Raw genomic sequence first — 23,066 nt, 5'->3', positions numbered from 1 at the left:
GTGCCCTGACTGTCTCTACCATCCCCCATTTGGCCCTGGAGAGTGCACTCGGGGTCGACCATTGGGCCTATTGGCGGCACTGAGTGCCGCCAACTTACTCATCCTGCCCCCCTTCGCCCTGGTTCCGGAAGTGCTGTGTGACCTTTGCGACTCGTTTGATCGATCATTTTTCACGAGGGGCCGTACGAGGGCTCCCACGAGGCTCCCCGGGAGCCATCAGGCCTGTCCCAGGCGGAAGTCCAGCGCCGTGCACCGCCGTCCGGCGGACACCGTACGGACCGCCTGGCCTATCGCCTTGCGGGAGCCGACGAGGACGACCAGCTTCTTGGCGCGGGTGACGGCCGTGTAGAGGAGGTTGCGCTGCAGCATCATCCACGCGCTCGTGGTCACCGGGATCACCACCGCCGGGTACTCGCTGCCCTGCGAGCGGTGGATGGTCATCGCGTACGCATGCGCCAGCTCGTCGAGTTCGTCGAAGTCGTACGGCACCTCCTCGTCCTCGTCCGTCAGCACCGTCAGACGCTGCTCCTCCACGTCGAGGGAGGTGACGACTCCGACCGTGCCGTTGAAGACGCCGTTCTCGCCCTTCTCGTAGTTGTTGCGGATCTGGGTGACCTTGTCGCCGACGCGGAAGACCCGGCCGCCGAAGCGCTTTTCGGGGAGGTCGGGGCGGGCGGGTGTGATGGCCTGCTGGAGAAGGCCGTTCAGGACTCCCGCTCCTGCCGGGCCCCGGTGCATCGGCGCGAGGACCTGCACATCGCGGCGCGGGTCGAGCCCGAACTTGGCCGGAATCCGCCGCGCCGCCACGTCCACCGCGAGCCGGCCCGCCTCCTCGGTCTCGTCCTCGACGAAGAGGAAGAAGTCCTTCATGTTCTCCGTGTGCGGGTGCTGCCCCGAGTTGATCCGGTGCGCGTTCGTCACCACCCCGGACTGCTGGGCCTGGCGGAAGACCCGGGTGAGGCGGACCGCCGGGACCGGGCCGCCGTCGGCGAGCAGATCGCGCAGCACCTCGCCGGCGCCGACGCTGGGGAGCTGGTCGACGTCTCCCACGAAGAGGAGGTGCGCGCCCGGAGGGACCGCTTTGACCAGCTTGTTGGCGAGGAGGAGGTCGAGCATCGAGGCCTCGTCCACCACCACCAGGTCGGCGTCCAGCGGCCGGTCCTTGTCGTATGCCGCGTCGCCGCCCGGCTTCAGCTCCAGGAGCCGGTGCACGGTGGAGGCGTCGGCGCCGGTCAGCTCGGCGAGACGCTTGGCGGCGCGGCCCGTGGGGGCGGCCAGGACGACCTTCGCCTGCTTGGCGCGCGCCAGTTCCACGATCGAGCGGACCGTGAACGACTTGCCGCAGCCGGGGCCGCCGGTGAGCACGGCGACCTTCTTGGTGAGCGCGAGCCGGACCGCGTCCTCCTGCTCGGGCGCCAACTCCGTGCCCGTACGCCCCTTCAGCCAGGCCAGTGCCTTGTCCCACACCACGTCGTGGAAACCGGGCATCCGGTCCTGGTCGGTGCGCAGGAGGCGCAACAGCTGGGCCGAGAGGGAGAGTTCGGCGCGGTGGAAGGGGACCAGGTAGATGGCCGTCACCGGGTCGCCGTCCGGGCCCGGCACCTTTTCCCGGACGACACCGGGGTCCTCGCCCTCCTCGGAAGGTGCCGCCAGCTCCGCGAGGCACTCGATGACAAGGCCCGTGTCCACCTGGAGCAGCTTCACCGCGTCCGCGATCAGCCGCTCCTCGGGGAGGTAGCAGTGGCCCTGGTCGGTGGACTGCGAAAGGGCGTACTGAAGACCGGCCTTGACGCGCTCCGGGCTGTCGTGCGGGATGCCGACGGACTGGGCGATCTTGTCGGCGGTGAGGAAGCCGATGCCCCAGACGTCCGACGCGAGCCGGTAGGGCTGGTTCTTGACCACGGAGATCGACGCGTCGCCGTACTTCTTGTAGATGCGGACCGCGATGGACGTGGACACCTCGACGGTCTGGAGGAAGAGCATGACCTCCTTGATCGCCTTCTGCTCCTCCCAGGCGTCGGCGATCTTCTTGGTGCGCTTGGGGCCGAGCCCGGGGACCTCGATGAGCCGCTTCGGCTCCTCCTCGATGATCTGCAGGGTGTCCAGGCCGAAGTGCTGGGTGATGCGGTCGGCGAAGACGGGGCCGATGCCCTTGACCAGGCCGGAGCCGAGATAACGGCGGATGCCCTGGACGGTGGCTGGGAGCAGGGTCGTGTAGTTCTCCACCGTGAACTGCTTGCCGTACTGGGCGTGGGAGCCCCAGCGGCCCTCCATGCGGAGTGACTCCCCCACCTGCGCGCCGAGCAGCGAGCCCACGACGGTGAGCAGATCGCCGCCGCCGCGGCCGGTGTCGACGCGCGCGACGGTGTATCCGTTCTCCTCGTTGGCGTACGTGATCCGTTCGAGCACGCCTTCCAGGACAGCCAGCTGAGACATGATCCGACGCTACCGCCAAGGTCTGACAGCCCGGGACGCCTGCGAACAACTCCGAAGCCGTCTTCCCGTCCGCCCGCTTCATCACGATCCGGTCTCAGGGTCTTGTCATCGCCGGTGGAATCGATTCCAATCCTCCGTGTAATCGATTCCACAAGGAGGTGGAGCGGCGATGGCGAGCATCAAGGACGTTGCCGCCGAGGCCGGCGTATCCGTCGCCACGGTCTCGCGGGTCCTGAACGACCATCCGTCGGTCAGCGTGGACGCACGCGTGCGTGTGCTGACCGCCGTGGAGATTCTGGGCTACCGCCCGAACGCCGTCGCCCGCTCCCTGCGCACCGACCGGACCCGCACCCTCGGCCTGGTCATCAGCGACGTGATGAACCCGTACTTCACCGAGCTGGCCCGCTCCGTCGAGGAGGCGGCCCGTGCCCTCGGCTACAGCGTGATCATCGGAAACGCCGACGAGCGTCCCGACCTTCAGGATCACCACGTACGGACCCTGCTGGACCGCCGCATCGACGGCCTCCTGGTCTCCCCCACCGACGGCGGCTCCCCCGGGATGCTGGACGTCGCGCGCGCGGGGACCCCGATGGTCTTCGTGGACCGCTGGATCCCGGGCCTGGACGTGCCCGTCGTACGGGCGGACGGGCGTGCGGCGGTACGCGATCTCGTCGCCCATCTGCACGGGCTCGGGCACCGCAGGCTCGCCATCATCACGGGCCCGGCGGCAACCACGACCGGCAGCGAGCGGGTCGAGGCCTTCAGGGAGGCCCTGGCCGCGTACGGGCTTCCGCTCCCCGACGCCTACATGGGGCAGGGCGATTTCCAGGCCGAGAGCGGGCGCCGGGCCACCGAGCGGTTCCTCGAACTCCCCGAGCCGCCCGAAGTCGTCTTCGCCGCCGACAACCTGATGGCGCTCGGCGCGCTGGACGCGGTCCGCGCGCGCGGGATGCGGATTCCTCACGACATCGCACTCGCCGCGTTCGACGACATCCCCTGGTTCGTGCACACCGATCCGCCGATCACCGCGATCGCCCAGCCGACGGGCGAGCTGGGCCGGACCGCCGTACGCGCCCTGATCGACCGCATCGAGGGGCGGCCCCCGCAGTCGGTCACCCTCCCCGCCCGTCTCGTCGTACGCCGTTCGTGCGGCGAGGCCCCTGTCACAGAACCCGTCACAGAGAGGTGCAACCCGTGAGCCGCCGCCCAGACGAGTTGCCGGGTAGCGACTCGGACGAGTCACCTCGCACCGGTTCGAACAAGTTGCCGCTTGCCGATTCACGCGAACTGCTGCGTATCGAAGGCATGCGCAAGACCTTTCCCGGCGTCGTCGCGCTCGACAGCGTGGACTTCGATCTGCGCCGCGGTGAGGTGCACGTGCTGCTCGGCGAGAACGGCGCGGGCAAGAGCACCCTCATCAAGATGCTCTCCGGCGCCTACCACCCGGACGCCGGGCGGGTCCTCGTGGACGGCGAGGAGGTCCGTATCCAGGGGGCGCAGGACTCCGAGCGTCTCGGGATCGCGACCATCTACCAGGAGTTCAATCTCGTCCCCGATCTGACGGTCGCCGAGAACATCTTCCTGGGGAGGCAGCCGCGCCGCTTCGGGATGATCGACCGGAGGACGATGGAGGCCGAGGCCGCCCTGCTCCTCGATCGGGTCGGGGTGAACGTGTCCCCCCGCGCGCGGGTGCGTGAACTCGGTATCGCACGCCTCCAGATGGTCGAGATCGCGAAGGCGCTGAGCCTGGACGCGCGCGTGCTGATCATGGACGAGCCGACCGCGGTGCTCACCTCCGAGGAGGTCGAGAAGCTCTTCGCGATCGTGCGTCTGCTCCGCGAGGACGGCGTCGGGATCGTGTTCATCACCCATCACCTGGAGGAGATCGCCGCCATCGGCGACCGGGTCACGGTCATCCGCGACGGCAGGAGCGTCGGCCAGGTGCCCGCTTCCACGCCCCAGGACGAGCTCGTACGGCTCATGGTGGGCCGTTCCATCGAGCAGCAGTACCCGCGCGAACGGGCCGACTCCGGGGCCGCGTTGCTCACGGTCGAGGGGCTGACCCGGGACGGCGTCTTCCACGACGTGAGCTTCGCGGTACGGGCCAGTGAGGTCGTCGGGATCGCCGGGCTCGTCGGGGCCGGTCGTACGGAGGTCGTACGGGCGGTCTTCGGGGCCGATCCGTACGACAAGGGGGCTGTCAGGGTCTCCGGTGCCTCCGTCCCCGGGCACGACGTCAGCGCGGCGATGACCGCGGGCATCGGGCTGGTGCCCGAGGACCGCAAGGGCCAGGGGCTGGTGCTCGACCAGTCGGTGGAGGAGAACCTCGGGCTCGTCACCATGCGGGCCGCCACCAAGGGCGGCCTGGTGGACCTCAAGGGGCAGCGCGAGGCCGCCGCCGGTATCGCCGAGAAGTTGGGCGTACGGATGGCCGGACTCGGCCAGCACGTACGGACGTTGTCCGGCGGCAACCAGCAGAAGGTCGTCATCGGCAAGTGGCTGCTCGCCGACACCAAGGTGCTGATCCTCGACGAGCCGACGCGCGGTATCGACGTCGGCGCCAAGGTCGAGATCTACCAGCTGATCAACGAGTTGACGGCGGCCGGTGCCGCGGTGCTGATGATCTCCAGTGATCTGCCGGAGGTCCTCGGCATGAGCGACCGGGTGCTGGTGATGGCACAGGGCCGGATCGCGGGCGAGCTGTCCGCCGACGAGGCGACCCAGGACTCCGTGATGGCACTCGCCGTCAGCACACCGACCCAGGCAACTACCGCTGTGGAGGGCCGCCGTGGCCACTGACACGCATCTGAGCACGACGGGCGCGAGTGGCGCCTCGGGAATCCGCCGGCTCCTGCTCGACAACGGCGCGCTCACCGCGCTCATCGTCCTGGTCATCGCCATGTCGGCGCTGTCCGGCGACTTCCTGACCACCGACAACCTCCTGAACGTCGGCGTGCAGGCGGCCGTGACCGCCATCCTCGCCTTCGGCGTGACCTTCGTGATCGTCTCGGCGGGCATCGACCTGTCGGTCGGTTCGGTGGCGGCCCTGTCGGCCACGGTCCTTGCCTGGAGCGCCACTTCACATGGTGTGCCGGTCGTCCTGGCCGTTCTGGTGGCCATCGCCACCGGCATCGCGGCCGGCCTGGTCAACGGCTTCCTCATCGCCTACGGCAAGCTGCCGCCGTTCATCGCGACGCTGGCCATGCTGTCGGTGGCCCGCGGTCTCTCGCTGGTGATCTCCCAGGGCTCCCCGATCGCCTTCCCGGCCTCGGTCTCGCACCTCGGCGACACCCTGGGCGGCTGGCTGCCGGTGCCGGTCCTCGTCATGATCGTGATGGGCCTCGTCGCGGCCTTCGTGCTCGGCCGGACGTACATCGGCCGCTCCATGTACGCGATCGGCGGCAACGAGGAGGCCGCGCGCCTGTCGGGGCTGCGCGTGTCCAGGCAGAAGCTCGCCATCTACGCCTTCTCCGGTGTCTTCGCCGCCGCCGCGGGCATCGTCCTCGCCTCCCGGCTCTCCTCCGCGCAGCCGCAGGCCGCCGACGGCTACGAACTGGACGCGATCGCCGCGGTCGTCATCGGCGGGGCCTCCCTCGCGGGCGGCACCGGCAAGGCGTCCGGAACCCTGATCGGCGCGCTGATCCTCGCGGTGCTGCGCAACGGGCTCAACCTCCTTTCCGTGTCCGCCTTCTGGCAGCAGGTCGTCATCGGTGTCGTCATCGCGCTCGCGGTGCTGCTCGACACCGTGCGCCGCAAGGCCGGTGCCACGCCGGTGGGCGCCGGTGCGGGCGGCGGCGGCAAGGGCAGGCAGGCCACGACGTACGTGCTCGCGGCCGTGGTCACGGTGGCGATCGTCGGCGCGACCTCGTTCCTGCACCACGACTCCGCCACGAGCACGAAGCCCAAGGTCGGCCTGTCCCTCTCCACGCTCAACAACCCGTTCTTCGTGCAGATCCGGGCGGGCGCCCAGGCCGAGGCGAAGAAGCTGGGCCTGGACCTGACGGTCACGGACGCCCAGAACGACGCCTCCCAGCAGGCCAACCAACTCCAGAACTTCACCAGTTCGAACTACGGCGCGATCATCGTCAACCCGGTGGACTCGGACGCGGCGAGCAACTCCGTGAAGGCCGCCGACAAGGCGAAGATCCCCGTGATCGCCGTCGACCGAGACGTCAACAAGGCGACCGTGGACGCGCTGGTCGCCTCCGACAACATCGCCGGTGGTGAACTCGCCGCCAAGACGATCGCCGAGAAGCTCGGCGGCACCGGCAAGATCGTGATCCTCCAGGGCCAGGCGGGCACATCGGCCGCCCGCGAGCGCGCCCAGGGCTTCGCCGACGGCCTCAAGGCCTACCCCGGCATCCAGGTCCTCGCCCAGCAGCCGGCCGACTTCGACCGCACCAAGGGCCTCGACGTGATGTCGAACCTGCTCCAGGCCCACCCCGACGTCCAGGGCGTCATCGCCGCCAACGACGAGATGGCGCTCGGCGCGATCAAGGCGCTGGGCTCCAGGGCCGGCACGTCGGTCTCGGTCGTCGGCTTCGACGGCACGCCCGACGGCCTGACGGCGGTCAAGCAGGGCAGCCTGTACGCGTCCGTGGCACAGCAGCCGAGCCGGCTCGGCAAGATCGCCGTGGACAACGCGCTGCGCGCCGCCCAGGGCAAGAAGGTGCAGACGACGGTGAAGGTGCCGGTGAAGGTCGTCACGAAGGAGAACGTTGCCGGGTTCACCGGCTGACAGCGGTCAAGTCACCATTGTGGGGAGACACTTCATGTACGACTACGACCTGCTGGTCGTGGGTTCGGCCAACGCCGACCTGGTGATCGGCGTCGAGCGACGGCCCGCGGCCGGGGAGACGGTGCTCGGCTCCGACCTGACCGTCCACCCCGGCGGCAAGGGCGCCAACCAGGCCGTCGCCGCCGCCCGACTCGGCGCCCGTACGGCCCTGTTGGCCCGCGTCGGCAACGACGCGCACGGGCGGCTGCTGCTCGACTCGCAGCGGGCGGCCGGTGTCGACACCGTGGGCGTCCTGGTCGGCGGGGCACCCACCGGGGTCGCGCTGATCACGGTGGATCCGTCCGGGGACAACAGCATCGTGGTCTCGCCCGGCGCGAACGGGCGGCTGACGCCCGGGGACATCCGCGCGGCCGGGAGCCTCTTCCAGGCCTCCCGGGTGGTCTCGGCGCAGTTGGAGATCCCGTTGGAGACCGTCGTGGAGGTCGTACGGAATCTCGCCGACGACAGCCGTTTCGTACTGAATCCCTCGCCGCCCCGGCCGTTGCCCCGCGAGGTGCTGGTGGCCTGCGACCCGCTGATCGTGAACGAGCACGAGGCGCGGGTGCTGATCGGCGCGGACGCGGGTCCGGAGCCCGAGGACTGGGCGCGGCGCCTGCTCGCTCTCGGTCCGATCTCCGTGGTCATCACGCTGGGCGGGGAGGGCGCGCTGGTCGCCCGGCGGGCCGGGGCCCGGGTCCGGGTGCCGTCCGTGCGGGTGGAGGCCGTGGACACGACCGGGGCGGGTGACGCGTTCACCGCGGCGCTGGCCTGGCGGCTGGGGCGTGGGGAGTCGCTGGCCGAGGCCGCCGCGTACGCCGCCCGGGTCGGGGCCGCGGCGGTCACGCGGGCCGGGGCGCAGGAGTCCTTCCCGACGGCGGAGGAGGTCGCTTCTCTGTGAAGAAGGCCGGAATTCTGAACCGTCATCTCGCGGGCGCGCTGGCCGAGTTGGGCCACGGTGACGGAGTTCTGGTGTGCGACGCGGGGATGCCGATACCGGCGGGGCCGCGGGTCGTGGACCTGGCCTTCCGGGCCGGGGTGCCGTCCTTCGCCGAGGTGCTGGACGGGCTGCTGGACGAGCTGGTGCTGGAGGGCGCCACCGCCGCGCGTGAGGTCCGCAAGGCCAACCCGGAGGCCATGGCGCTGCTGGAAGCGCGCTTCCCGGGTTTGTGGACGGTCTCGCACGAGGAGCTGAAGGCGTTGTCGGCGGGGGCGCGGCTGATCGTACGGACCGGGGAGGCCCGGCCGTACGCGAACGTGCTGCTGCGGTGCGGGGTGTTCTTCTGAACCAGGCCTTTGAATCAGGCCTTAACCAGGCCTGATTCAGCCAGGTCTTCCGGGCACGGCCTGGCTCAGTCTGGTCTTCCGGAACCGGCCTGGCTCAGTCTGGCCTTCCGGAACCGGCCTGCTTCAGCCAAGTCCTCCGGGCACGGTCTTCAGGACCCGGCCTTCTGCACCAGAAAGTGTTTCGAGGGGGGTCCGGTCCGTCGACCGGGCCCCCCTCGGGTTCCCCTCCACATCAGAACCCCCGCGATCCCCCCAGATCCCCCTCCAGAAGTCCTGATGCCATGTACGACCCACAAGGTGGGGGAACGGTTGCACGGAGTTCTGAGATTCTTTCGCTAAGGAATCGGGTCGGCTCGGCGGAGGGGCCCGACGGCCCTGCCCCACCCCGCGACGGCAGAGGTGGGGCAGGGTGCGGGCGCGGCGATACCGCCGTTGCGGGTTTTCCCGCCGCCGGAGCGTTACCGGACGGTGACGGTCACCGCCTTGGAGACCGTCTTGCCGTCGACGACGCGCAGGGTCTCCGTCCCCTTGGTCTTGAGCTTGTCGGAGATCTTGTAGGTGCCCTTCTTGACGGTGGCGCTTTCCGACAGGGTGACCCACTTGCCGTTGACCTTCTCCTGGAGGGTCACCTTGCTGCCGTCCTTCAGACCGGTGACACGGCCGGTGACGGTGATCGACTGGCCGGTCTTCGCCTTGGTGGTGCTCGTCGAGACGGTGATGGTGGGAGCCTTCGCCGTCGGTACGGCGGCGTTGGCAGCCGTGGCACCTCCGGCGACGAGTGCGGCGGTGGCGAGGGAAACAGCGGCGATTCGAATGTTCACAGCGAACTCCTTGGTCAATTGCCTTTTCTCTGGAAACCCGCCGCACACCCCTTGCAGCGAACTTGACCATACAGACACGGCCCAAGCAATTGCGGTTCCCTCAATCCGCAAGAAAGACCAGGTCAACAGCTAAATCACAGGAAACGTGTCAGATGCATCAACCCTGATCTGCACGTATTTGAAAGGCCTGTGGAATTGAGTCTCGATAAACTTCTGGAACAGGCCGCGCACTCCCCCGGACCAGCCGCCCGACTTCACGCGACCGACACAGCCACCGGCGACGCAGGCGCCCGCCTCGACGCGGACCTGCCCGGGAGACCGATCTGCTGAACCTGGAAGGCCCGGCGCGCTCCCCACGCCGGGCCTTCCTCTCGAAATCCGCCGACCCGCGGGTCTCCCCGCGAAGATAAGGTGCCACTGCGCCGAAAGAAGCGTATGGCAGGGGGACTTGGGGAAGAACGGGGCGGAATGATCGGGACGGTGTTCCGGAGCGAGGACGTGCCCGCGGAGGACAGGTTCGAGTACTGGCGGGATCTGGTCCACAGGGCGATCGCGCCCACCGACATCAGCAGCGAGCACGCCGCCGACTTCTGGGCCGAGCAGCGGCTGCTGGAACTGGGTCCTGTGATGGTGTGGCCGACGTCGTTCCTGCCGACTCGGTTCCGGCGCACCGAGAAGATGGTGCTGCAGACCGACCCCGAACTGTTCCATCTGTCGCTGGTGCTCGGCGGCGGGCTGGGCGTCGACCACGCCGGGCGCAGCGACATGTACGGCCCGCGCGACCTGTGGGTGTCCGACAGCTCGCGGCCCTACGACGTAGGACCGTCGGACGCCTCGGACCTCCAGGTGGTCACGGGGGTGGGTGTGGATTTCCCCAAGGCACTACTGCCCCTGCCCCAGGACCGGATCGGGGAACTGCTGGGCAGACGGCTGTCGGGGCGGGAGGGAACCGGCGCCCTGCTGACCGGGTTCCTCACCGGCCTGGACAGGCAGGCCGACTCCCTCCAGCCGTCCGACGCGCCACGCCTGGGTACGGTCCTGGTCGACCTCCTGTCAGCCTGGTTCGCCCAGCTGCTGGAGGCGGAGGCGGCCCTGCCGCCGGAGACCCGCCATCGGGCCATAACCGAGCGCATACGGGCGTTCATCCGCCAGAACCTGCACGACCCCGAGCTGACACCGCCCGCGATCGCCGCCGCGCACCACATCTCCCTCAGCTACCTGCACCGCCTCTTCCAGGAGGAGGCGGGCGGCGAAACGGTCGCGGCCTGGATCCGCGGCCGGCGGCTGGAGGCCGCCCGCCGCGACTTGGCGGACCCGGCACTGCACGCCACCCCGATCCACGTCATCGCCTCCCGCTGGGGCCTCCCGCACAGCGCCGGATTCACCCGCGTCTTCCGCAGCGCGTACGGGATCTCCCCCCAGGAGTACCGGTTCCAGGTGTCGGCTGTACGGAAGTAGACGCAACGCCAAGTACCTGTGGACTCACTGCCAACGACAGCCACAGGATCACCCCGCATTCTGGAACCTGGTGTTCCATCCCTACCGGGGAGGGATGGAACACCAAGACATTCCCGCGCCCCGGGCCTCACGCCCCGGGCGGCCCTACCCCGCGTGCTCCACGAACCGCGCCGCCGTCTCCGCCAGCACCTCACGCCCGTCCCGCGCCCACAACCCGTCGTTGAACAGCTCGACTTCGATGGGACCGGTGTAGCCCGCCGCCTCGACGTACGAGCGCCACTCCCGCATGTCGATCGAGCCGTCGCCGATCTGCCCGCGTCCGTTGAGGACACCCTCGGGCAACGGGGTGATCCAGTCGGCGAGTTGGAAGGTGTGGATACGGCCGCCGGCGCCCGCGCGGGCGATCTGATCGGGAGCCGTGTCGTCCCACCAGATGTGGTACGTGTCCACCGTGACGCCGACCTGGTCCGCGGGGAAGCGTTCCGCGAGGTCCAGGGCCTGGGCCAGGGTCGACACCACACAACGGTCCGAGGCGTACATGGGGTGCAGCGGCTCGATGGCCAGGCGTACGCCCCGTTCCGCAGCGTACGGGCCCAACTCCCCCAGCGCGTCCGCGATGCGCTCCCGCGCGCCGCGCAGATCCTTGTCTCCGGGCGGCAGTCCGCCGGAGACCAGGACCAGGGTGTCCGTGCCGAGCGTGGCCGCCTCGTCGATCGCCGAGCGGTTGTCCGCCAGGGCGGCGGCCCGCTCGGCCGGACCGATCGCCGTGAGGAAGCCGCCCCGGCACAGGGTGGTCACCGCCAGACCCGCGTCACGGACCAGCTTGGCGGTCGCGTCGAGCCCGTACACCTGGACCGGTTCGCGCCAGAGACCAACTCCCCGGACGCCCAACTCCACACAGGCATCGACCAGTTCGGGCATGGACAGCTGTTTCACCGTCATCTGGTTGATGGAGAATCGCGACAGGTTCACTGAGCCACTCCGTACAGGGACAGCATCGTCCTCATCCTCGTCTCGGCCAGCTCCGGGTTCGGGAAGAGGCCCAGGCCGTCGGCCAGTTCGTAGGCGCGGGCGAAGTGCGGGAGCGAGCGCGCCGACTGCAGACCGCCGACCATGGTGAAGTGGGACTGGTGACCGGCGAGCCATGCCAGGAAGACAACTCCCGTCTTGTAGAAGCGGGTCGGGGCCTGGAAGAGGTGCCGGGACAACTCGACGGTCGGGTCGAGGAGTTCACGGAAGCCCTGCACATCACCGGTGTCCAGGACACGTACCGCCTCCGCCGCCAGCGGCCCCAGCGGGTCGAAGATGCCCAACAGTGCGTGACTGAAGCCCTGTTCGTCGCCCGCGATCAACTCGGGGTAGTTGAAGTCGTCGCCGGTGTAGCAGCGCACGCCCTGCGGAAGGCGGCGGCGGATCTCGATCTCGCGCCGGGCGTCCAGCAGCGAGACCTTGATGCCGTCCACCTTGTCCGGGTGGGCCGCGATGACCTGGAGAAAAACCTCCGTGGCCGCGTCAAGGTCGCTGGAACCCCAGTAGCCCTCCAGCGCCGGGTCGAACATCGGCCCGAGCCAGTGCAGGATCACGGGTTCGGACGACTGCCGGAGCAGCTGGCCGTACACCTCCAGGTAGTCCTCGGGCCCGGTGGCGGCCGCTGCCAGCGCCCGTGAGGCCATCAGGATCGCCTGGGCGCCCGACTCCTCGACGAGGGCCAGCTGCTCCTCGTAAGCCTTCCGGATCTCGGCCGGCGAACCGTCCGCGAGCTGGTCCGTGCCGACGCCGCACGCGATCCGCCCGCCGACGGCCCTGGCCTCGGCGGCCGACCGGCGGATCAGCTCCGCCGCGCCCGCCCAGTCGAGGCCCATCCCCCGCTGCGCGGTGTCCATCGCCTCGGCGACACCGAGCCCGTGGGACCACAGATGGCGCCGGAAGGCGAGGGTCGCGTCCCAGTCGACGGCCGCGGCCGAGTCGGGGGACACGTCCGCGTACGGGTCGGCGACGACGTGCGCCGCCGAGAAGACCGTACGGGAGGTGAAGGCCGCGCCGGCAGCGCGGACGAGGGATTCGCAGCGCGGTGTATAGGCACGCAGCTCTCCTCCCGTTCCCGGCAGTTGGATGACACTCACAGCGAGATCTCCGGTACGGCGAGACGGCGGCCCTCGGCCGAGGACTTCAGGCCGAGTTCGGCGAGCTGGACACCGCGGGCGCCGGCCAGGAGGTCCCAGCGGTAGGGCGCATCGGCGTACAGGTGCCGGAGGAACAGCTCCCACTGGGCCTTGAATCCGTTGTCGAACTCGGTGTTGTCGGGGACCTCCTGCCACTGGTCGCGGAAGGAGTAGGTGGCCGGGATGTCGGGGTTCCAGACCGGCTTGGGGGTCGAACTTCGGTGCTGCACACGGCAGTTGCGCAACCCGGCAACCGCAGACCCCTCCGTACCGTCCACCTGGAACTCCACGAGCTCGTCGCGATGGACGCGCACGGCCCACGACGAGTTGATCTGGGCGATCGCACCACTCTCCAACTCGAAGACGCCGTAAGCCGCGTCGTCCGCCGTCGCGTCATACGGCTTGTCCCCCTCGTCCCAACGCTGCGGGATGTGGGTGGCGGTGAGGGCCTGGACGGAGGTGACCCGCCCGAAGAGCTCGTGCAGCACGTACTCCCAGTGCGGGAACATGTCGACGACGATGCCGCCGCCGTCCTCGGCACGGTAGTTCCAGGAGGGCCGCTGGGCGGACTGCCAGTCGCCCTCGAAGACCCAGTAGCCGAACTCCCCGCGGATGGACAGGATCCGGCCGAAGAAGCCGCCGTCGATGAGGCGCTTGAGCTTGAGCAGGCCGGGGAGGAAGAGCTTGTCCTGGACGACGCCGTGCTTGATGCCCCTGTCGTGAGCGAGGCGGGCCAGTTCCAGCGCGCCGTCGAGACCGGTCGCGGTCGGCTTCTCGGTGTAGATGTGCTTGCCCGCCGCGATCGCCGCCCTGAGCGCCTCCTCGCGGGCGGAGGTGACCTGCGCGTCGAAGTAGAGGTCGATGGTGGGGTCGGCCAGAACGGCGTCCAGGTCGGTGGACCACTCCTCCAGGCCGTGCTGCTCGGCGAGCGCCTTCAGGGCGTACTCGCGGCGGCCGACGAGGACGGGTTCGGGCCACAGCACGGTGCCGTCGCCCAGGTCGAGGCCGCCCTGTTCGCGCAGGGCGAGGATCGAGCGGACAAGGTGCTGGCGGTGACCCATGCGCCCCGTCACGCCGTTCATGGCGATACGCACCGTCTTGCGTGTCACGTCATTCCCTTCGTACGCGGGTTCCGCGCCCCGTACGCCCCATCGAGGAACTGGCGAGCGCGACAGCAAGCGCTTTCTACACAGGGAGAAGCTAGCCTCTGCTGAGCCGATTGGACAAGACCACAGAGGGATGGGGGCCGTACGAACACCCGGAGCCCGGGAAGTCGGGAAATATGTGGCCGCACGCCCTTGACGAAGACGACAACGAGTTGCGCAACCGGAGGACGACGAGATGACCGTGACCCTGGCGGACGTGGCAGCGCGTGCGCAGGTCTCGCCCGCGACCGTGTCCCGGGTGCTGAACGGGAACTATCCCGTCGCGGAGGCCACCCGCGAGCGGGTGCTACACGCAGTGAACGAGCTGGACTACGTGCTGAACGGGCCCGCGAGTTCGCTGGCCGCCGCGACGTCCGACCTCGTCGGGATCCTCGTCAACGACATCGCCGACCCCTTCTTCGGAATCATGGCGGCCGCGATCCAGTCGGAGATCGGCGGCCCCGGCGGCCGCGCGGGCGGGGAGCGCCTCGGGGTGGTGTGCAACACGGGCGGCTCCCCGGAGCGCGAACTGACGTACCTCACGCTCCTTCAGCGCCAACGCGCCGCCGCCGTCGTCCTCACCGGCGGCGCGATCGAGGACGCCACGCACGCCACCGCCGTCGCCGCGAAGCTGCGCCGGCTGACGGAGGCCGGGACCAGGGTCGTCCTCTGCGGACGGCCGCCCTCGCCCGAGGCCGCCGAGGCGATCGCCCTCACCTTCGACAACCGTGGCGGCGGCCAGGAGCTCACCGAGCATCTGATCGGCCTCGGGCACCGACGGCTCGGCTATATCGCCGGCCCCGAGGAGCGCACGACGACCCGGCACCGACTCGAGGGCCACCGGGACGCACTGGCCGCACACGGAATCAAGGACGACCCCCTGCGCACCGTGCACGGGCGCTACGACCGCCGCTCCGGCTACGAGGCGACACTCGAACTCCTGCGCCGCGAACCGTCGTTGACCGCCGTCGTCGCCGCCAACGACACCGTCGCCCTGGGCGCGTGCGCCGCCCTGCGGGACTCGGGCCTGCGGATTCCGGACGACGTGTCCGTGGCGGGGTTCGACGACCTCCCGTTCAGCATCGACGCGGTGCCCGCACTGACGACGATACGGCTGCCACTGACCGAGGCGGGGGCGCGGGCCGGGCGGATCGCCATGGGGCGTGAGGAACCGCCGCCCGGGGGGATCGCCTCGGTGCGAGGGGAGTTGACGGTACGGGGTTCGACGGGAGCGCCGCGGTCGTAGGAACTCACGGGGCTTGGGCGTAGAACCTGCATGAGCCCCGAACCCGGTGGCGAGGTAACCGTAGGAGCCCTGCCCGATGCGGTGCACCGAGGCAAGACACCTCCCTCAACCGGCGCGGAGGGGACCCGTACCGCCCCGTGCCCGACGGGCAGCCAGTACACGCGCGCTTCCTTCGCCTGTTTCCAGCGCCACTGGTCGGCGTACCCCTTGATGATCAGCCGCATGCCGACGGGCTCCGCTCAGTGAACCTCGTAGATGCTATCGAGCTGACCGCCGGTCCGTTCGGCGATCGAATTGCGCCGCACGCGGCCGCCACAGCCTCAAGCCAGCGTCCATCTCCGCGCCGGAGTAGACGCGATGCCGAGCATCAGTGGACTCACAGCCAACGACAGCCTCAGGAGTCGCCCCCCAAACTGGTGGGATGGTTTCGCATACTGTTCTCGATCCGGGAACGCTGTCGTACCCCACCGATGGAACGATTCGATGAACTTCGAGGAAGGCTCTGCTCAGAGCCGCCCATCGCTAGCGAATGCGAAGGAACGGACAAGCCAGATGCAGCGCGGATTGCCAGGAACCTCCCGAATAAGAAGACTTGCCGTCGCCGCGGCGGCCGTCGCCCTGTTGAGCGCGCCCGTGCTCACGGGCTCCTCACTGACCGGCACGGCATCGGCAGCCGAGAGCGCCAAGGCCGCCGAGACCACTACGGCCGTCGCGACCGACGTCTACGCACGGCTCTACAACCAGGGCACCGGCAAGTGCCTCGCCGTCCCCAGCGGCAGCCCGACCGCCGGAACCGAGCTGATCCAGTGGCCATGCAGCACCAGCACGAGCGAGTACTGGAAGCTCGAAGCGGTGACGGGCGGCTACCTGGTGCGCAACCAGGCGAGCGACCAGTGCCTGGCCATCCCCAGCGGCAGCCCGACGGAGGGCGTCACTGCCATCCAGTGGACGTGCAGCAGCACCAGCAACTCGCAGATCTGGATTCGCGGTGACCTCGGCCAGCTGACGAACAAGGCCAGCTCGCTCTGCCTGGCCATCCCCAACACCTCAACTACCGACGGAACCAAGGCTTTCCAATGGGCCTGCTCCGGGAACAAGGACCAGCAGTGGCTCTGGTAGCGGAACAGCGGACCACGCGGCGGACCCGGCCGGTACTCCTGACGGCACTGCTCGCCCTCGTCGCCGCCCTGGTCGGGGGCTTCCTCGTCTTCCCCGACCGTGCGTCCGCGGCGGGGGTCTCCGGCGCGGTGACGGTCTACGAGAACACCGCGACCGAGGGCGACGGAACCCGGGTGCCCGACATCATCAGCACCAGCGCGAACAACGCGGTCGTGGTCTGGCGGGAGGGTACGACCGCTGCGGTGGTCGGCGAGTCCGGCAGCGTCGTCGACCACGGGTACATGCGGTACTCGTACACCACCGACGGCGGCGCGACCTGGAGCCCCGCACAGACGCTGGCGCAGGAGACCAGCGAGTACTCCTGGCACTTCGTCACCCTCTACCAGGTGGGCGACACGATCTACGCGTACCTGGGCCGGACCTCGCCCGCGAACCGCACGGGCCTGCCGATCAACGCCATCGTCGCCAAGAAGAGCACCGACCAGGGACACACCTGGCAGGACTTCACCGTCAACATGCCGCTCGACAACCCGGACACCCCGACCGTCGTCGAGGGCCTGGGGAACCTCGCCTTCGCCGGACGCCCGGTCCAACTGGCCGACGGAACGCACGTCATGCCGTACTGGGCGTCGGGCCGGCAGAACGGGGCGCTGTACTCCACCGACCTGGTGAACTGGACGGCCGGCACCCCTGCGGGGGACCCGAACAGCTACCTCGGCGGTGAACCGCAGCTGGTCGTCTCGCAGGACGACCCGAACAAGCTGCTCATGGTCGCCCGCAGCAGCTACGCCGTCTCGAAGACATCCGCGGTGACGGCCACCAGCACCGACGGCGGCAAGTCCTGGTCCAACTTCGCGCTGGACAGCAACATTCCCAGCAACGACTCCAAGGTCTACTTCACGAAGGACAGCGCCGGCCGGTATCTGACCATCGCCAACACCTCCTACGCCACCAGCGCTTATCGGCTGACCCTGAACTACAAGGTCAAGAGCCCCGGCGCGGCCTGGGGAACGAGCAAGCTCTTCGCCGACGGCCCCGCATACGACCCGACACCGGCAGGCACGGGCGCCGGCTGGGACACCTATCCCATGGCCGACGAGTACGCGCCCGGCAAGTTCTTCGTCGTCTGGGAGTACGACACCTCGGTCATCAAGGTGAGCAAGCTAGACATAACCAGCTGAGTCGTCGACTCCGGCGTTCGAGTTCGCGCCGCCAAGGGGGTGAGCCCCCTGAAGATACCCACGGGCCTCACCCCCGAGCGACCACACTCCGCCCCCGCATCCCCGTAGGGGGATACTGGCCCCAGGCGGTTAATTCGCGACATGGCTGCGGCAGCCACCGGGCTGCTACTCCTGACGACGGCCGGCGGCACCGGCGGCGACGCCACCGATGCCGCCGAACCCACAGGCGTGCCGACGTCGACCACAGCCGATCCCTCCGCCCCCACCAGGACGTCAACTCCTCCCCCCTCCCCCGCCAACCCGGTGTCGATCCCGGCCCTGATGGAGTGCAAGCACACGGGCTCGAACCTCCGCCTCGGCGACGTACTCGACTGAACCGACGCCTACCCCCGCTACGCGGTGAGGTACGAGGCCAACGGTCTGACGATCTCGGGAATCATGAACATCCCCGAAGGCAAGGGCCCCTTCCCGTCCGTCGTGCCGGCGCACGGATACATCGACCCGGACGTCTACACCACCGGTCGCGGGCTGGCCCGGGAACAGGACCACCTCGCCCGCAACGGCTACGTCGTCCTGCACACCGACTACCGCAACCACGCAGGCTCCGACAACGACCCGGACAACGACGTCAACCTCCGCCTCGGATACACCGAGGACGTCATCGGCGCCGTTCTGGCCCCTCGCTCCTCCACCCGCGCGGAGATCGACGGCGACCGGATCGGCCTGCTGGGCCGGTCGATGGGCGGCGGCATCGCGTACAACACGCTGGTCGTGGCACCCGGCCTGGTGGACGCCGCCGTGGTGTTCGCGCCGGTGAGCTCACGTCCTGCCGAGGACGTCGACCGGTTCCAGCGTAGCGACGGCGACCCGCTCGTCGCCGAGATCGAGGCAGCCCACGGCACACCCGAGGAGAACCCGACGTTCCGGCAGGAGGTCTCCCCCATCACGTACGCCGACCGCCTGAGCGAGCCGCTGCTGATCCACCACGGCACCGGCGACGACACCTGCCCCATCACCTGGTCGCGCCAGACCATGGCCGCCTTCAAGGCAGCGGGCAAGGACGTACAACTCAAGGAGTACGAGGGCGAGGGCCACGCCTTCGGCCCCCAGTGGCCCGCCTCCATGGACGCAACGATGCCCTTCTTCGCCCAGCACCTGAGCTGAGCGCGGAGCCGGCACGAGCCCCCGCGCACCGGCAGCCGCCGAAGCACGGAAGGGGCCGTGCCGGTACGGACGGATCAGGATCGAAACGGTGGACGGCAGCCAGGCCGCCCCTTAGGCTCGAAGGACATCTCTGACTGAGTCAACCATCTGGGCCGCCTCACAAACACCCTCGGAACCACCCCAGAACCACACGCAGAGCCGCCCCCAGAGCTGCCGTCAGAACCGCCCCAGAGCCGACAAACCGGGACCGATCATGACCGTCCAGGACATCCGCTCCTTCAACCGCTTCTACACGAACGTCATCGGCGCGCTCGACTACGGCCGCCACCTCTACGCCCCCTACACGCTCACGGAGTCGCGCGTCCTGTACGAACTCGCGCACTCCCCTCGTACGGACGTCGCCGATCTCCGCACCGAACTCTCCCTGGACGCGGGGTACTTGAGCCGCATCCTCAACAGGTTCGAGCAGGACGGCCTGGTCGAGCGCGCCCCGTCGGAGAAGGACCCGCGGCGCCGTCGCGTCACTCTCACCGCGCGTGGCCGGGAGGCGGCCGGCCTGCTGGACGAGAGGGCGCGCGAGACGGTCGGTTCGCTGCTCGCCACGGTGCCCCCGGCCGACCGGCCGCGGCTCGCGGAGGCGCTGCGGACGGTACGGACGCTCCTGGGCGACGGACGGGGCCGGGCTCCCCGCCGCGAGGACGTGGTGCTGCGCGAGCCCGGCCCCGGTGACCTCGGCTGGATCGTGCAGCGCAACGCCGCGCTGTACGCGGCGGAGTACGGGTGGAACACCGACTACGAGGGCCTGGTGGCGAGGATCGTCGCCGACTTCGCCGAGGATCGCGATCCGCACCTGGAGCGGGTGTGGATCGCCGAGCTCGACGGCCGGCCGGTGGGCTGCGTGATGTGCGTACGGGACGACGCGCCGGCGACGGCCCGCCTGCGCCTCCTCCTCGTCGAACCGGACGCGCGCGGCCTCGGCGTCGGCGACCAACTCGTCACGACCGTAAAGGACTTCGCACGCGGCGTCGGCTACCACGATCTCGTCCTGTGGACCAACGACGTTCTCGCCGCCGCCCGCCGCGTCTACCAGCGCCACGGTTTCGTCCTCGTCTCCGAGAAACCGCACCGCTCCTTCGGCGCGGATCTGGTCGGCCAGGACTGGCGCCTGGACCTGCGCGGCAACGCTGAGTGACGGGTAAAGTCGCCCTCATGAAGCTGGCCTTCTCCACCCTCGGCGTCCCCGCACTCCCCATCTCCGACGTCCTGCGCCTGGCCGTCACCCACGGCTACCACGGCGTCGAACTGCGCGCGCATCCTGAGGAACCCGTGCACCCCGGTATCGGACCGGCCGAACGGGCGGACGTGGCCGCGGAGTTCAAGGCGTCCGGCATCGAGATCCTCGGCCTGGCGGGATACGCGCGCGTCGCCGCGCCGGGCGACGACACCGCCGTACTCGCGGAGATCCGTGAACTCCTGGACCTGGCAAGGGACTTGGGTGCTCCCTTCGTCCGCGTCTTCCCGGGGGCGGGGACCGACCAGCGCCCCGAGGAGGCGGACGCGACGGCTGCCCGACGCCTGGGCACCGCGGCGGAGTACGCCGCCGAGGTGGGCGTACGGATCCTTCTGGAGACCCACGACTCGCACCGCACCGGCGCGGCCGCGATCCGCATCCTCGGCCCGGTCGGCCACCGGCAGGTGGGCTCACTGTGGGACGTCATGCACACCTGGCTGGGCGGCGAACAGCCGCCGTCGACGTACGCGGCGCTGGCCCCTCACCTCGGCTACGTCCAGGTCAAGGACATCGCGTCCGCCGAGGACACCACCCCGCTGCCGCTCGGAGCGGGGGTGCTCCCGCTCACCGAGTGCGTGGACCTGCTCTCCCGCGAGGGCTGGGACGGCTGGCTGTGCTGGGAGTACGAGAAGCGGTGGTACGAGGGGGCCGCGCCGCTCGCGGACCTGCTGGGCGCGGGCCGGGAGCACCTCGCACGCCTGCTGAACGAGTCGGCGTAGCCGGGGGCACTCCGGACCACTGCACAACCAGTCGGCGTAGCCGGGAGCACCTCGCACGCCTGCTGAACGAGTCGGCGTAGCCGGGAGCGCCCCGGACCACTGCACAACCAGTCGGCGTAGCCGGGAGCGCCCCGCACGGCTGCTCGACGAGACCGCGTAGCCGGAAGCACCCCGCACCCCTGCACAACGAGACCGCGTAAGGCGGGAACACCCCGCACCCCTGCACAACGAAGTCGGCGTATCCGAGCGCGGCCCCCGGTTATTCAGTGGCCGTGGGCCGGGCCGGCAGGCTAGCCTCCGCCCGGTGATTCCGCCCGTGCGCCCCGTCGCCCTCTCATGAAGCTGAAGCCGCAGCTGACCCGTACGTTGCTCGATGTCCGGCCGTTGCGGGCCTCTCCCGCCTTCCGAAGGCTGCTGATCGGGCGGACGGTTTCCATGTTGGGCGCCATGATGACCATGGTCGCCGTCATGTACCAGGTCTGGCTGATGACGCACAGCACGGTCTGGACGGGTGCGGTCGGGCTGGCGCAGGCGTTGCCGATGGTGGCGTTCGGGCTGTTCGCGGGTTCGCTGGCCGACCGGCGGGACCGGCGGCAGATCTATCTGGTGAGCACGGTCGGGCAGGCGGTCGTCTCGCTGCTGCTCGCGGTGCAGGGCTTCTTCGGTCATGTGCCGGTGATCGGGGTGCTCGCGCTGGTTGCCGCGCAGTCCTGCTTCGGGGCGGTCGGCGGCCCCGCGGCGGGCTCGTTCGTCCGGCGTCTGCTGGCCAAGGACCAGGTGGGTGCCGGGCTGGCGCTCAACATGGTCTCGTTCCAGGCGACAATGCTGGCCGGTCCCGCGCTCGGCGGCCTGCTGGTGGGCTGGCTGGGCGTGGGCGGCTGCTACCTGATCGACGCGCTGAGCTTCGGGATGGCCTTCTACGGCGCCCTCGGCCTGCCGAAGCTGCCACCCGAGGGCGAGCCGGCCCGGGCCGGGCTGCGCGGGGTGGTGGACGGGCTGCGTTTCCTGGCCGGGCACCGGGCGGTGCGCGGCGCGCTGATCACCGACCTGGCCGCCACCGTGCTGGCGATGCCGATGAGCCTCTTCCCGCTGGTCAACGCCGAGCGTCTCGGCGACAACCCGCGCACCCTCGGTCTGTTCCTGTCCGCGGTGGCCGTCGGAGGCATCACCGCGTCGACCCTGTCCGGTTCGATCACCCGCCTCGGCCGTCCGGGCCTGGTGATGCTCTGCGGAGCGGCGACCTGGGGGACCGCGCTCGCGCTGTTCGGCCTGGTCCCCAACCCGTGGGCCGGCCTGGGCCTGCTGGTCCTGGCGGGCGCCGCCGACACCGTCTCCGTCATCTCGCGCGGCACCATCGTGCAGACCCGTACGCCGGACGCCCTCCTCGGCCGGGTGACAGCCGCCGAGCAGATCGTGGGCCAGGCCGGGCCCAACCTCGGCAACCTGCGCGGCGGCCTGGTCGCCGGCTGGACGTCCGGCGTGACCGCGCTGGTCAGCGGCGGGGTGCTGTGCGTACTGGCGGTCGCCGCCGTGGCGGCGACCACGCCGGAGCTGCGTGGCTCCGAGTCCGGCGAGCCGGACGAACCCCGCACGAAGGGCGTCGTCGTCAACTGAGTCGGGCGGTGAACTTCACGGAGCCGGAACCGGAACCGGAACCTCCGACAGCGCCGGAATCGGTGCCGTCGACGCACCAGTCCAGTACCGCCGGCCAGGACCCGTACCCGGCGTCCAGGTCGAGGTGGCGCGCGCCCGGGATGAGCTCGGTGGGGATGCCCAGGGGGTCGCCATAGGCGGCGAGGGCGCCCTCCGTGCAGTACGGGTCGTCGTCGCCCGCGACCAGGCGGGTCGGCCCCGGCAGGGCGAGCGGGAAGGCGGGCGGGGCGAACGCCGCGACCTCCGGGATCCCCAGGAGTGTGGACGCGGACGGCGGCCCCACGAACAGGACCCGGTCGACGTCGAGGCCCTTGGCACCGCGCGCGACCGCGTGCAGCCACAGCAGAACGGACAGGCTGTGGGCGATCACCACGCGCTCGGCGCCGCGCGGCAGACCTTCGAGGTGTCGGGACAACTCCGCCAGCCACACCTCCAGGTCCGGGTCGTCGGGGTCGGGCAGCTGGGGGTAGACGACGAGGTGCCCCAGGTCGGTCAGTTGGTCGGCCAGCCAGTGCTGCCAGTGGCCGGGCGGGCGGTGGTTCTGCCAGCCGTGGAGGATGAGAAAGTTCCGGGAGGTCATGGGTTGATGGTTTCCGATCACCCGCACGAC

Annotated in this window: 20 protein-coding genes; 14 read left to right on the top strand and 6 right to left on the bottom strand. The window is 69.9% G+C overall.

Features of this window, described 5'->3' with window-relative positions; all coding sequences use genetic code 11:
• Window positions 1-216: 216 nt before the first annotated feature.
• The gene (locus ACFWP7_RS00405; protein ID WP_384373593.1) at window positions 217-2,436 is read right to left on the bottom strand and encodes an ATP-dependent RecD-like DNA helicase; all 2,220 of its coding nucleotides are present in this window, start codon (window positions 2,434-2,436) and stop codon (window positions 217-219) included.
• Window positions 2,437-2,605: 169 nt separating this feature from the next.
• Between ACFWP7_RS00405 and ACFWP7_RS00400 the strand changes: the two genes are divergently transcribed.
• The 5 genes from ACFWP7_RS00400 to rbsD all read left to right on the top strand — a co-directional run bounded on the left by ACFWP7_RS00400 (window position 2,606) and on the right by rbsD (window position 8,497).
• On the top strand, window positions 2,606-3,634 hold the full coding sequence (locus ACFWP7_RS00400; protein ID WP_384373590.1) for a LacI family DNA-binding transcriptional regulator: 1,029 nt from the start codon (window positions 2,606-2,608) through the stop codon (window positions 3,632-3,634).
• Between the two features lie 107 nt (window positions 3,635-3,741).
• Entirely contained in the window at window positions 3,742-5,235 is a 1,494-nt protein-coding gene (locus ACFWP7_RS00395; protein WP_384374102.1) for a sugar ABC transporter ATP-binding protein, read from the top strand.
• Complete coding sequence (locus ACFWP7_RS00390) at window positions 5,225-7,174, top strand: substrate-binding domain-containing protein (RefSeq protein ID WP_384373587.1); 1,950 nt, start codon at window positions 5,225-5,227, stop codon at window positions 7,172-7,174. Before ACFWP7_RS00395 ends, ACFWP7_RS00390 begins: the two co-directional genes overlap by 11 nt.
• Before the next feature lie 34 nt (window positions 7,175-7,208).
• Window positions 7,209-8,111, top strand: a complete 903-nt coding sequence (locus tag ACFWP7_RS00385; protein ID WP_384373584.1) for a ribokinase — start codon at window positions 7,209-7,211, stop codon at window positions 8,109-8,111.
• Window positions 8,108-8,497 (top strand): D-ribose pyranase, encoded by a 390-nt coding sequence (gene rbsD / locus ACFWP7_RS00380; RefSeq protein WP_384373580.1) that lies wholly within the window; start codon window positions 8,108-8,110, stop codon window positions 8,495-8,497. The genes ACFWP7_RS00385 and rbsD overlap by 4 nt, the downstream gene beginning before the upstream one ends.
• A 458-nt stretch (window positions 8,498-8,955) precedes the next feature.
• On the opposite strand, the gene ACFWP7_RS00375 is transcribed toward rbsD, so the two are convergent.
• On the bottom strand, window positions 8,956-9,318 hold the full coding sequence (locus tag ACFWP7_RS00375; RefSeq protein WP_384373577.1) for a hypothetical protein: 363 nt from the start codon (window positions 9,316-9,318) through the stop codon (window positions 8,956-8,958).
• Between the two features lie 468 nt (window positions 9,319-9,786).
• Between ACFWP7_RS00375 and ACFWP7_RS00370 the strand changes: the two genes are divergently transcribed.
• On the top strand, window positions 9,787-10,776 hold the full coding sequence (locus ACFWP7_RS00370; protein ID WP_384373574.1) for an AraC family transcriptional regulator: 990 nt from the start codon (window positions 9,787-9,789) through the stop codon (window positions 10,774-10,776).
• Window positions 10,777-10,920: 144 nt separating this feature from the next.
• Here the strand turns inward: ACFWP7_RS00370 and ACFWP7_RS00365 are convergent, their stop codons facing one another.
• From ACFWP7_RS00365 to ACFWP7_RS00355, 3 genes are read right to left on the bottom strand one after another with little or no spacing between them, the layout of a single operon-like run.
• Window positions 10,921-11,718: a sugar phosphate isomerase/epimerase family protein gene (locus ACFWP7_RS00365; RefSeq protein WP_384374100.1), complete on the bottom strand. Its 798-nt coding sequence runs from the start codon at window positions 11,716-11,718 to the stop codon at window positions 10,921-10,923.
• Between the two features lie 26 nt (window positions 11,719-11,744).
• Window positions 11,745-12,899, bottom strand: coding sequence for a dihydrodipicolinate synthase family protein (locus tag ACFWP7_RS00360; protein WP_384373571.1), 1,155 nt, complete (start codon window positions 12,897-12,899; stop codon window positions 11,745-11,747).
• Window positions 12,896-14,047: a Gfo/Idh/MocA family protein gene (locus tag ACFWP7_RS00355; protein ID WP_384373568.1), complete on the bottom strand. Its 1,152-nt coding sequence runs from the start codon at window positions 14,045-14,047 to the stop codon at window positions 12,896-12,898. The genes ACFWP7_RS00360 and ACFWP7_RS00355 overlap by 4 nt, the downstream gene beginning before the upstream one ends.
• A gap of 232 nt (window positions 14,048-14,279) precedes the next feature.
• Between ACFWP7_RS00355 and ACFWP7_RS00350 the strand changes: the two genes are divergently transcribed.
• The 8 genes from ACFWP7_RS00350 to ACFWP7_RS00315 all read left to right on the top strand — a co-directional run bounded on the left by ACFWP7_RS00350 (window position 14,280) and on the right by ACFWP7_RS00315 (window position 22,417).
• Window positions 14,280-15,329, top strand: coding sequence for a LacI family DNA-binding transcriptional regulator (locus ACFWP7_RS00350; protein ID WP_384373565.1), 1,050 nt, complete (start codon window positions 14,280-14,282; stop codon window positions 15,327-15,329).
• Window positions 15,330-15,881: 552 nt separating this feature from the next.
• Complete coding sequence (locus ACFWP7_RS00345; protein ID WP_384373562.1) at window positions 15,882-16,448, top strand: RICIN domain-containing protein; 567 nt, start codon at window positions 15,882-15,884, stop codon at window positions 16,446-16,448.
• Window positions 16,436-17,629 (top strand): sialidase family protein, encoded by a 1,194-nt coding sequence (locus ACFWP7_RS00340; protein WP_384373559.1) that lies wholly within the window; start codon window positions 16,436-16,438, stop codon window positions 17,627-17,629. Before ACFWP7_RS00345 ends, ACFWP7_RS00340 begins: the two co-directional genes overlap by 13 nt.
• 141 nt (window positions 17,630-17,770) lie before the next feature.
• Window positions 17,771-18,004, top strand: coding sequence for a hypothetical protein (locus ACFWP7_RS00335; RefSeq protein ID WP_384373556.1), 234 nt, complete (start codon window positions 17,771-17,773; stop codon window positions 18,002-18,004).
• Between the two features lie 63 nt (window positions 18,005-18,067).
• Window positions 18,068-18,793, top strand: coding sequence for an alpha/beta hydrolase family protein (locus ACFWP7_RS00330; protein WP_384373554.1), 726 nt, complete (start codon window positions 18,068-18,070; stop codon window positions 18,791-18,793).
• A 253-nt stretch (window positions 18,794-19,046) separates the two neighbouring features.
• Entirely contained in the window at window positions 19,047-19,985 is a 939-nt protein-coding gene (locus tag ACFWP7_RS00325; protein WP_384373551.1) for a GNAT family N-acetyltransferase, read from the top strand.
• Window positions 19,986-20,002: 17 nt separating this feature from the next.
• Entirely contained in the window at window positions 20,003-20,803 is an 801-nt protein-coding gene (locus ACFWP7_RS00320) for a sugar phosphate isomerase/epimerase family protein (RefSeq protein ID WP_384373548.1), read from the top strand.
• A 336-nt stretch (window positions 20,804-21,139) separates the two neighbouring features.
• Complete coding sequence (locus ACFWP7_RS00315; RefSeq protein ID WP_384373545.1) at window positions 21,140-22,417, top strand: MFS transporter; 1,278 nt, start codon at window positions 21,140-21,142, stop codon at window positions 22,415-22,417.
• Here ACFWP7_RS00315 and ACFWP7_RS00310 read toward each other — a convergent pair.
• Window positions 22,410-23,036, bottom strand: coding sequence for an RBBP9/YdeN family alpha/beta hydrolase (locus tag ACFWP7_RS00310; RefSeq protein WP_384373542.1), 627 nt, complete (start codon window positions 23,034-23,036; stop codon window positions 22,410-22,412). The genes ACFWP7_RS00315 and ACFWP7_RS00310 overlap by 8 nt on opposite strands.
• Between the last annotated feature and the right edge of the window lie 30 nt (window positions 23,037-23,066).

Source organism: Streptomyces sp. NPDC058470 (assembly GCF_042721055.1).
Taxonomy (GTDB): Bacteria; Actinomycetota; Actinomycetes; order Streptomycetales; family Streptomycetaceae; genus Streptomyces.
The sequence above is the reverse complement of the archived record's forward strand: the minus strand, read 5'-3'. Positions and strand labels throughout refer to the sequence as shown.

Excerpts from the sequence above, each read along its gene's own strand:
- ACFWP7_RS00335 (WP_384373556.1), top strand. The coding sequence starts at position 17,771 with ATGGCTGCGGCAGCCACCGGGCTGCTACTCCTGACGACGGCCGGCGGC.
- ACFWP7_RS00330 (WP_384373554.1), top strand. The coding sequence starts at position 18,068 with ATGAACATCCCCGAAGGCAAGGGCCCCTTCCCGTCCGTCGTGCCGGCG.
- ACFWP7_RS00365 (WP_384374100.1), bottom strand. The coding sequence starts at position 11,718 with ATGACGGTGAAACAGCTGTCCATGCCCGAACTGGTCGATGCCTGTGTG.
- ACFWP7_RS00315 (WP_384373545.1), top strand. The coding sequence starts at position 21,140 with ATGAAGCTGAAGCCGCAGCTGACCCGTACGTTGCTCGATGTCCGGCCG.
- ACFWP7_RS00345 (WP_384373562.1), top strand. The coding sequence starts at position 15,882 with ATGCAGCGCGGATTGCCAGGAACCTCCCGAATAAGAAGACTTGCCGTC.
- ACFWP7_RS00310 (WP_384373542.1), bottom strand. The coding sequence starts at position 23,036 with ATGACCTCCCGGAACTTTCTCATCCTCCACGGCTGGCAGAACCACCGC.
- ACFWP7_RS00400 (WP_384373590.1), top strand. The coding sequence starts at position 2,606 with ATGGCGAGCATCAAGGACGTTGCCGCCGAGGCCGGCGTATCCGTCGCC.
- ACFWP7_RS00350 (WP_384373565.1), top strand. The coding sequence starts at position 14,280 with ATGACCGTGACCCTGGCGGACGTGGCAGCGCGTGCGCAGGTCTCGCCC.
- ACFWP7_RS00405 (WP_384373593.1), bottom strand. The coding sequence starts at position 2,436 with ATGTCTCAGCTGGCTGTCCTGGAAGGCGTGCTCGAACGGATCACGTAC.
- ACFWP7_RS00325 (WP_384373551.1), top strand. The coding sequence starts at position 19,047 with ATGACCGTCCAGGACATCCGCTCCTTCAACCGCTTCTACACGAACGTC.
- ACFWP7_RS00320 (WP_384373548.1), top strand. The coding sequence starts at position 20,003 with ATGAAGCTGGCCTTCTCCACCCTCGGCGTCCCCGCACTCCCCATCTCC.
- ACFWP7_RS00395 (WP_384374102.1), top strand. The coding sequence starts at position 3,742 with ATGCGCAAGACCTTTCCCGGCGTCGTCGCGCTCGACAGCGTGGACTTC.
- ACFWP7_RS00370 (WP_384373574.1), top strand. The coding sequence starts at position 9,787 with ATGATCGGGACGGTGTTCCGGAGCGAGGACGTGCCCGCGGAGGACAGG.
- ACFWP7_RS00385 (WP_384373584.1), top strand. The coding sequence starts at position 7,209 with ATGTACGACTACGACCTGCTGGTCGTGGGTTCGGCCAACGCCGACCTG.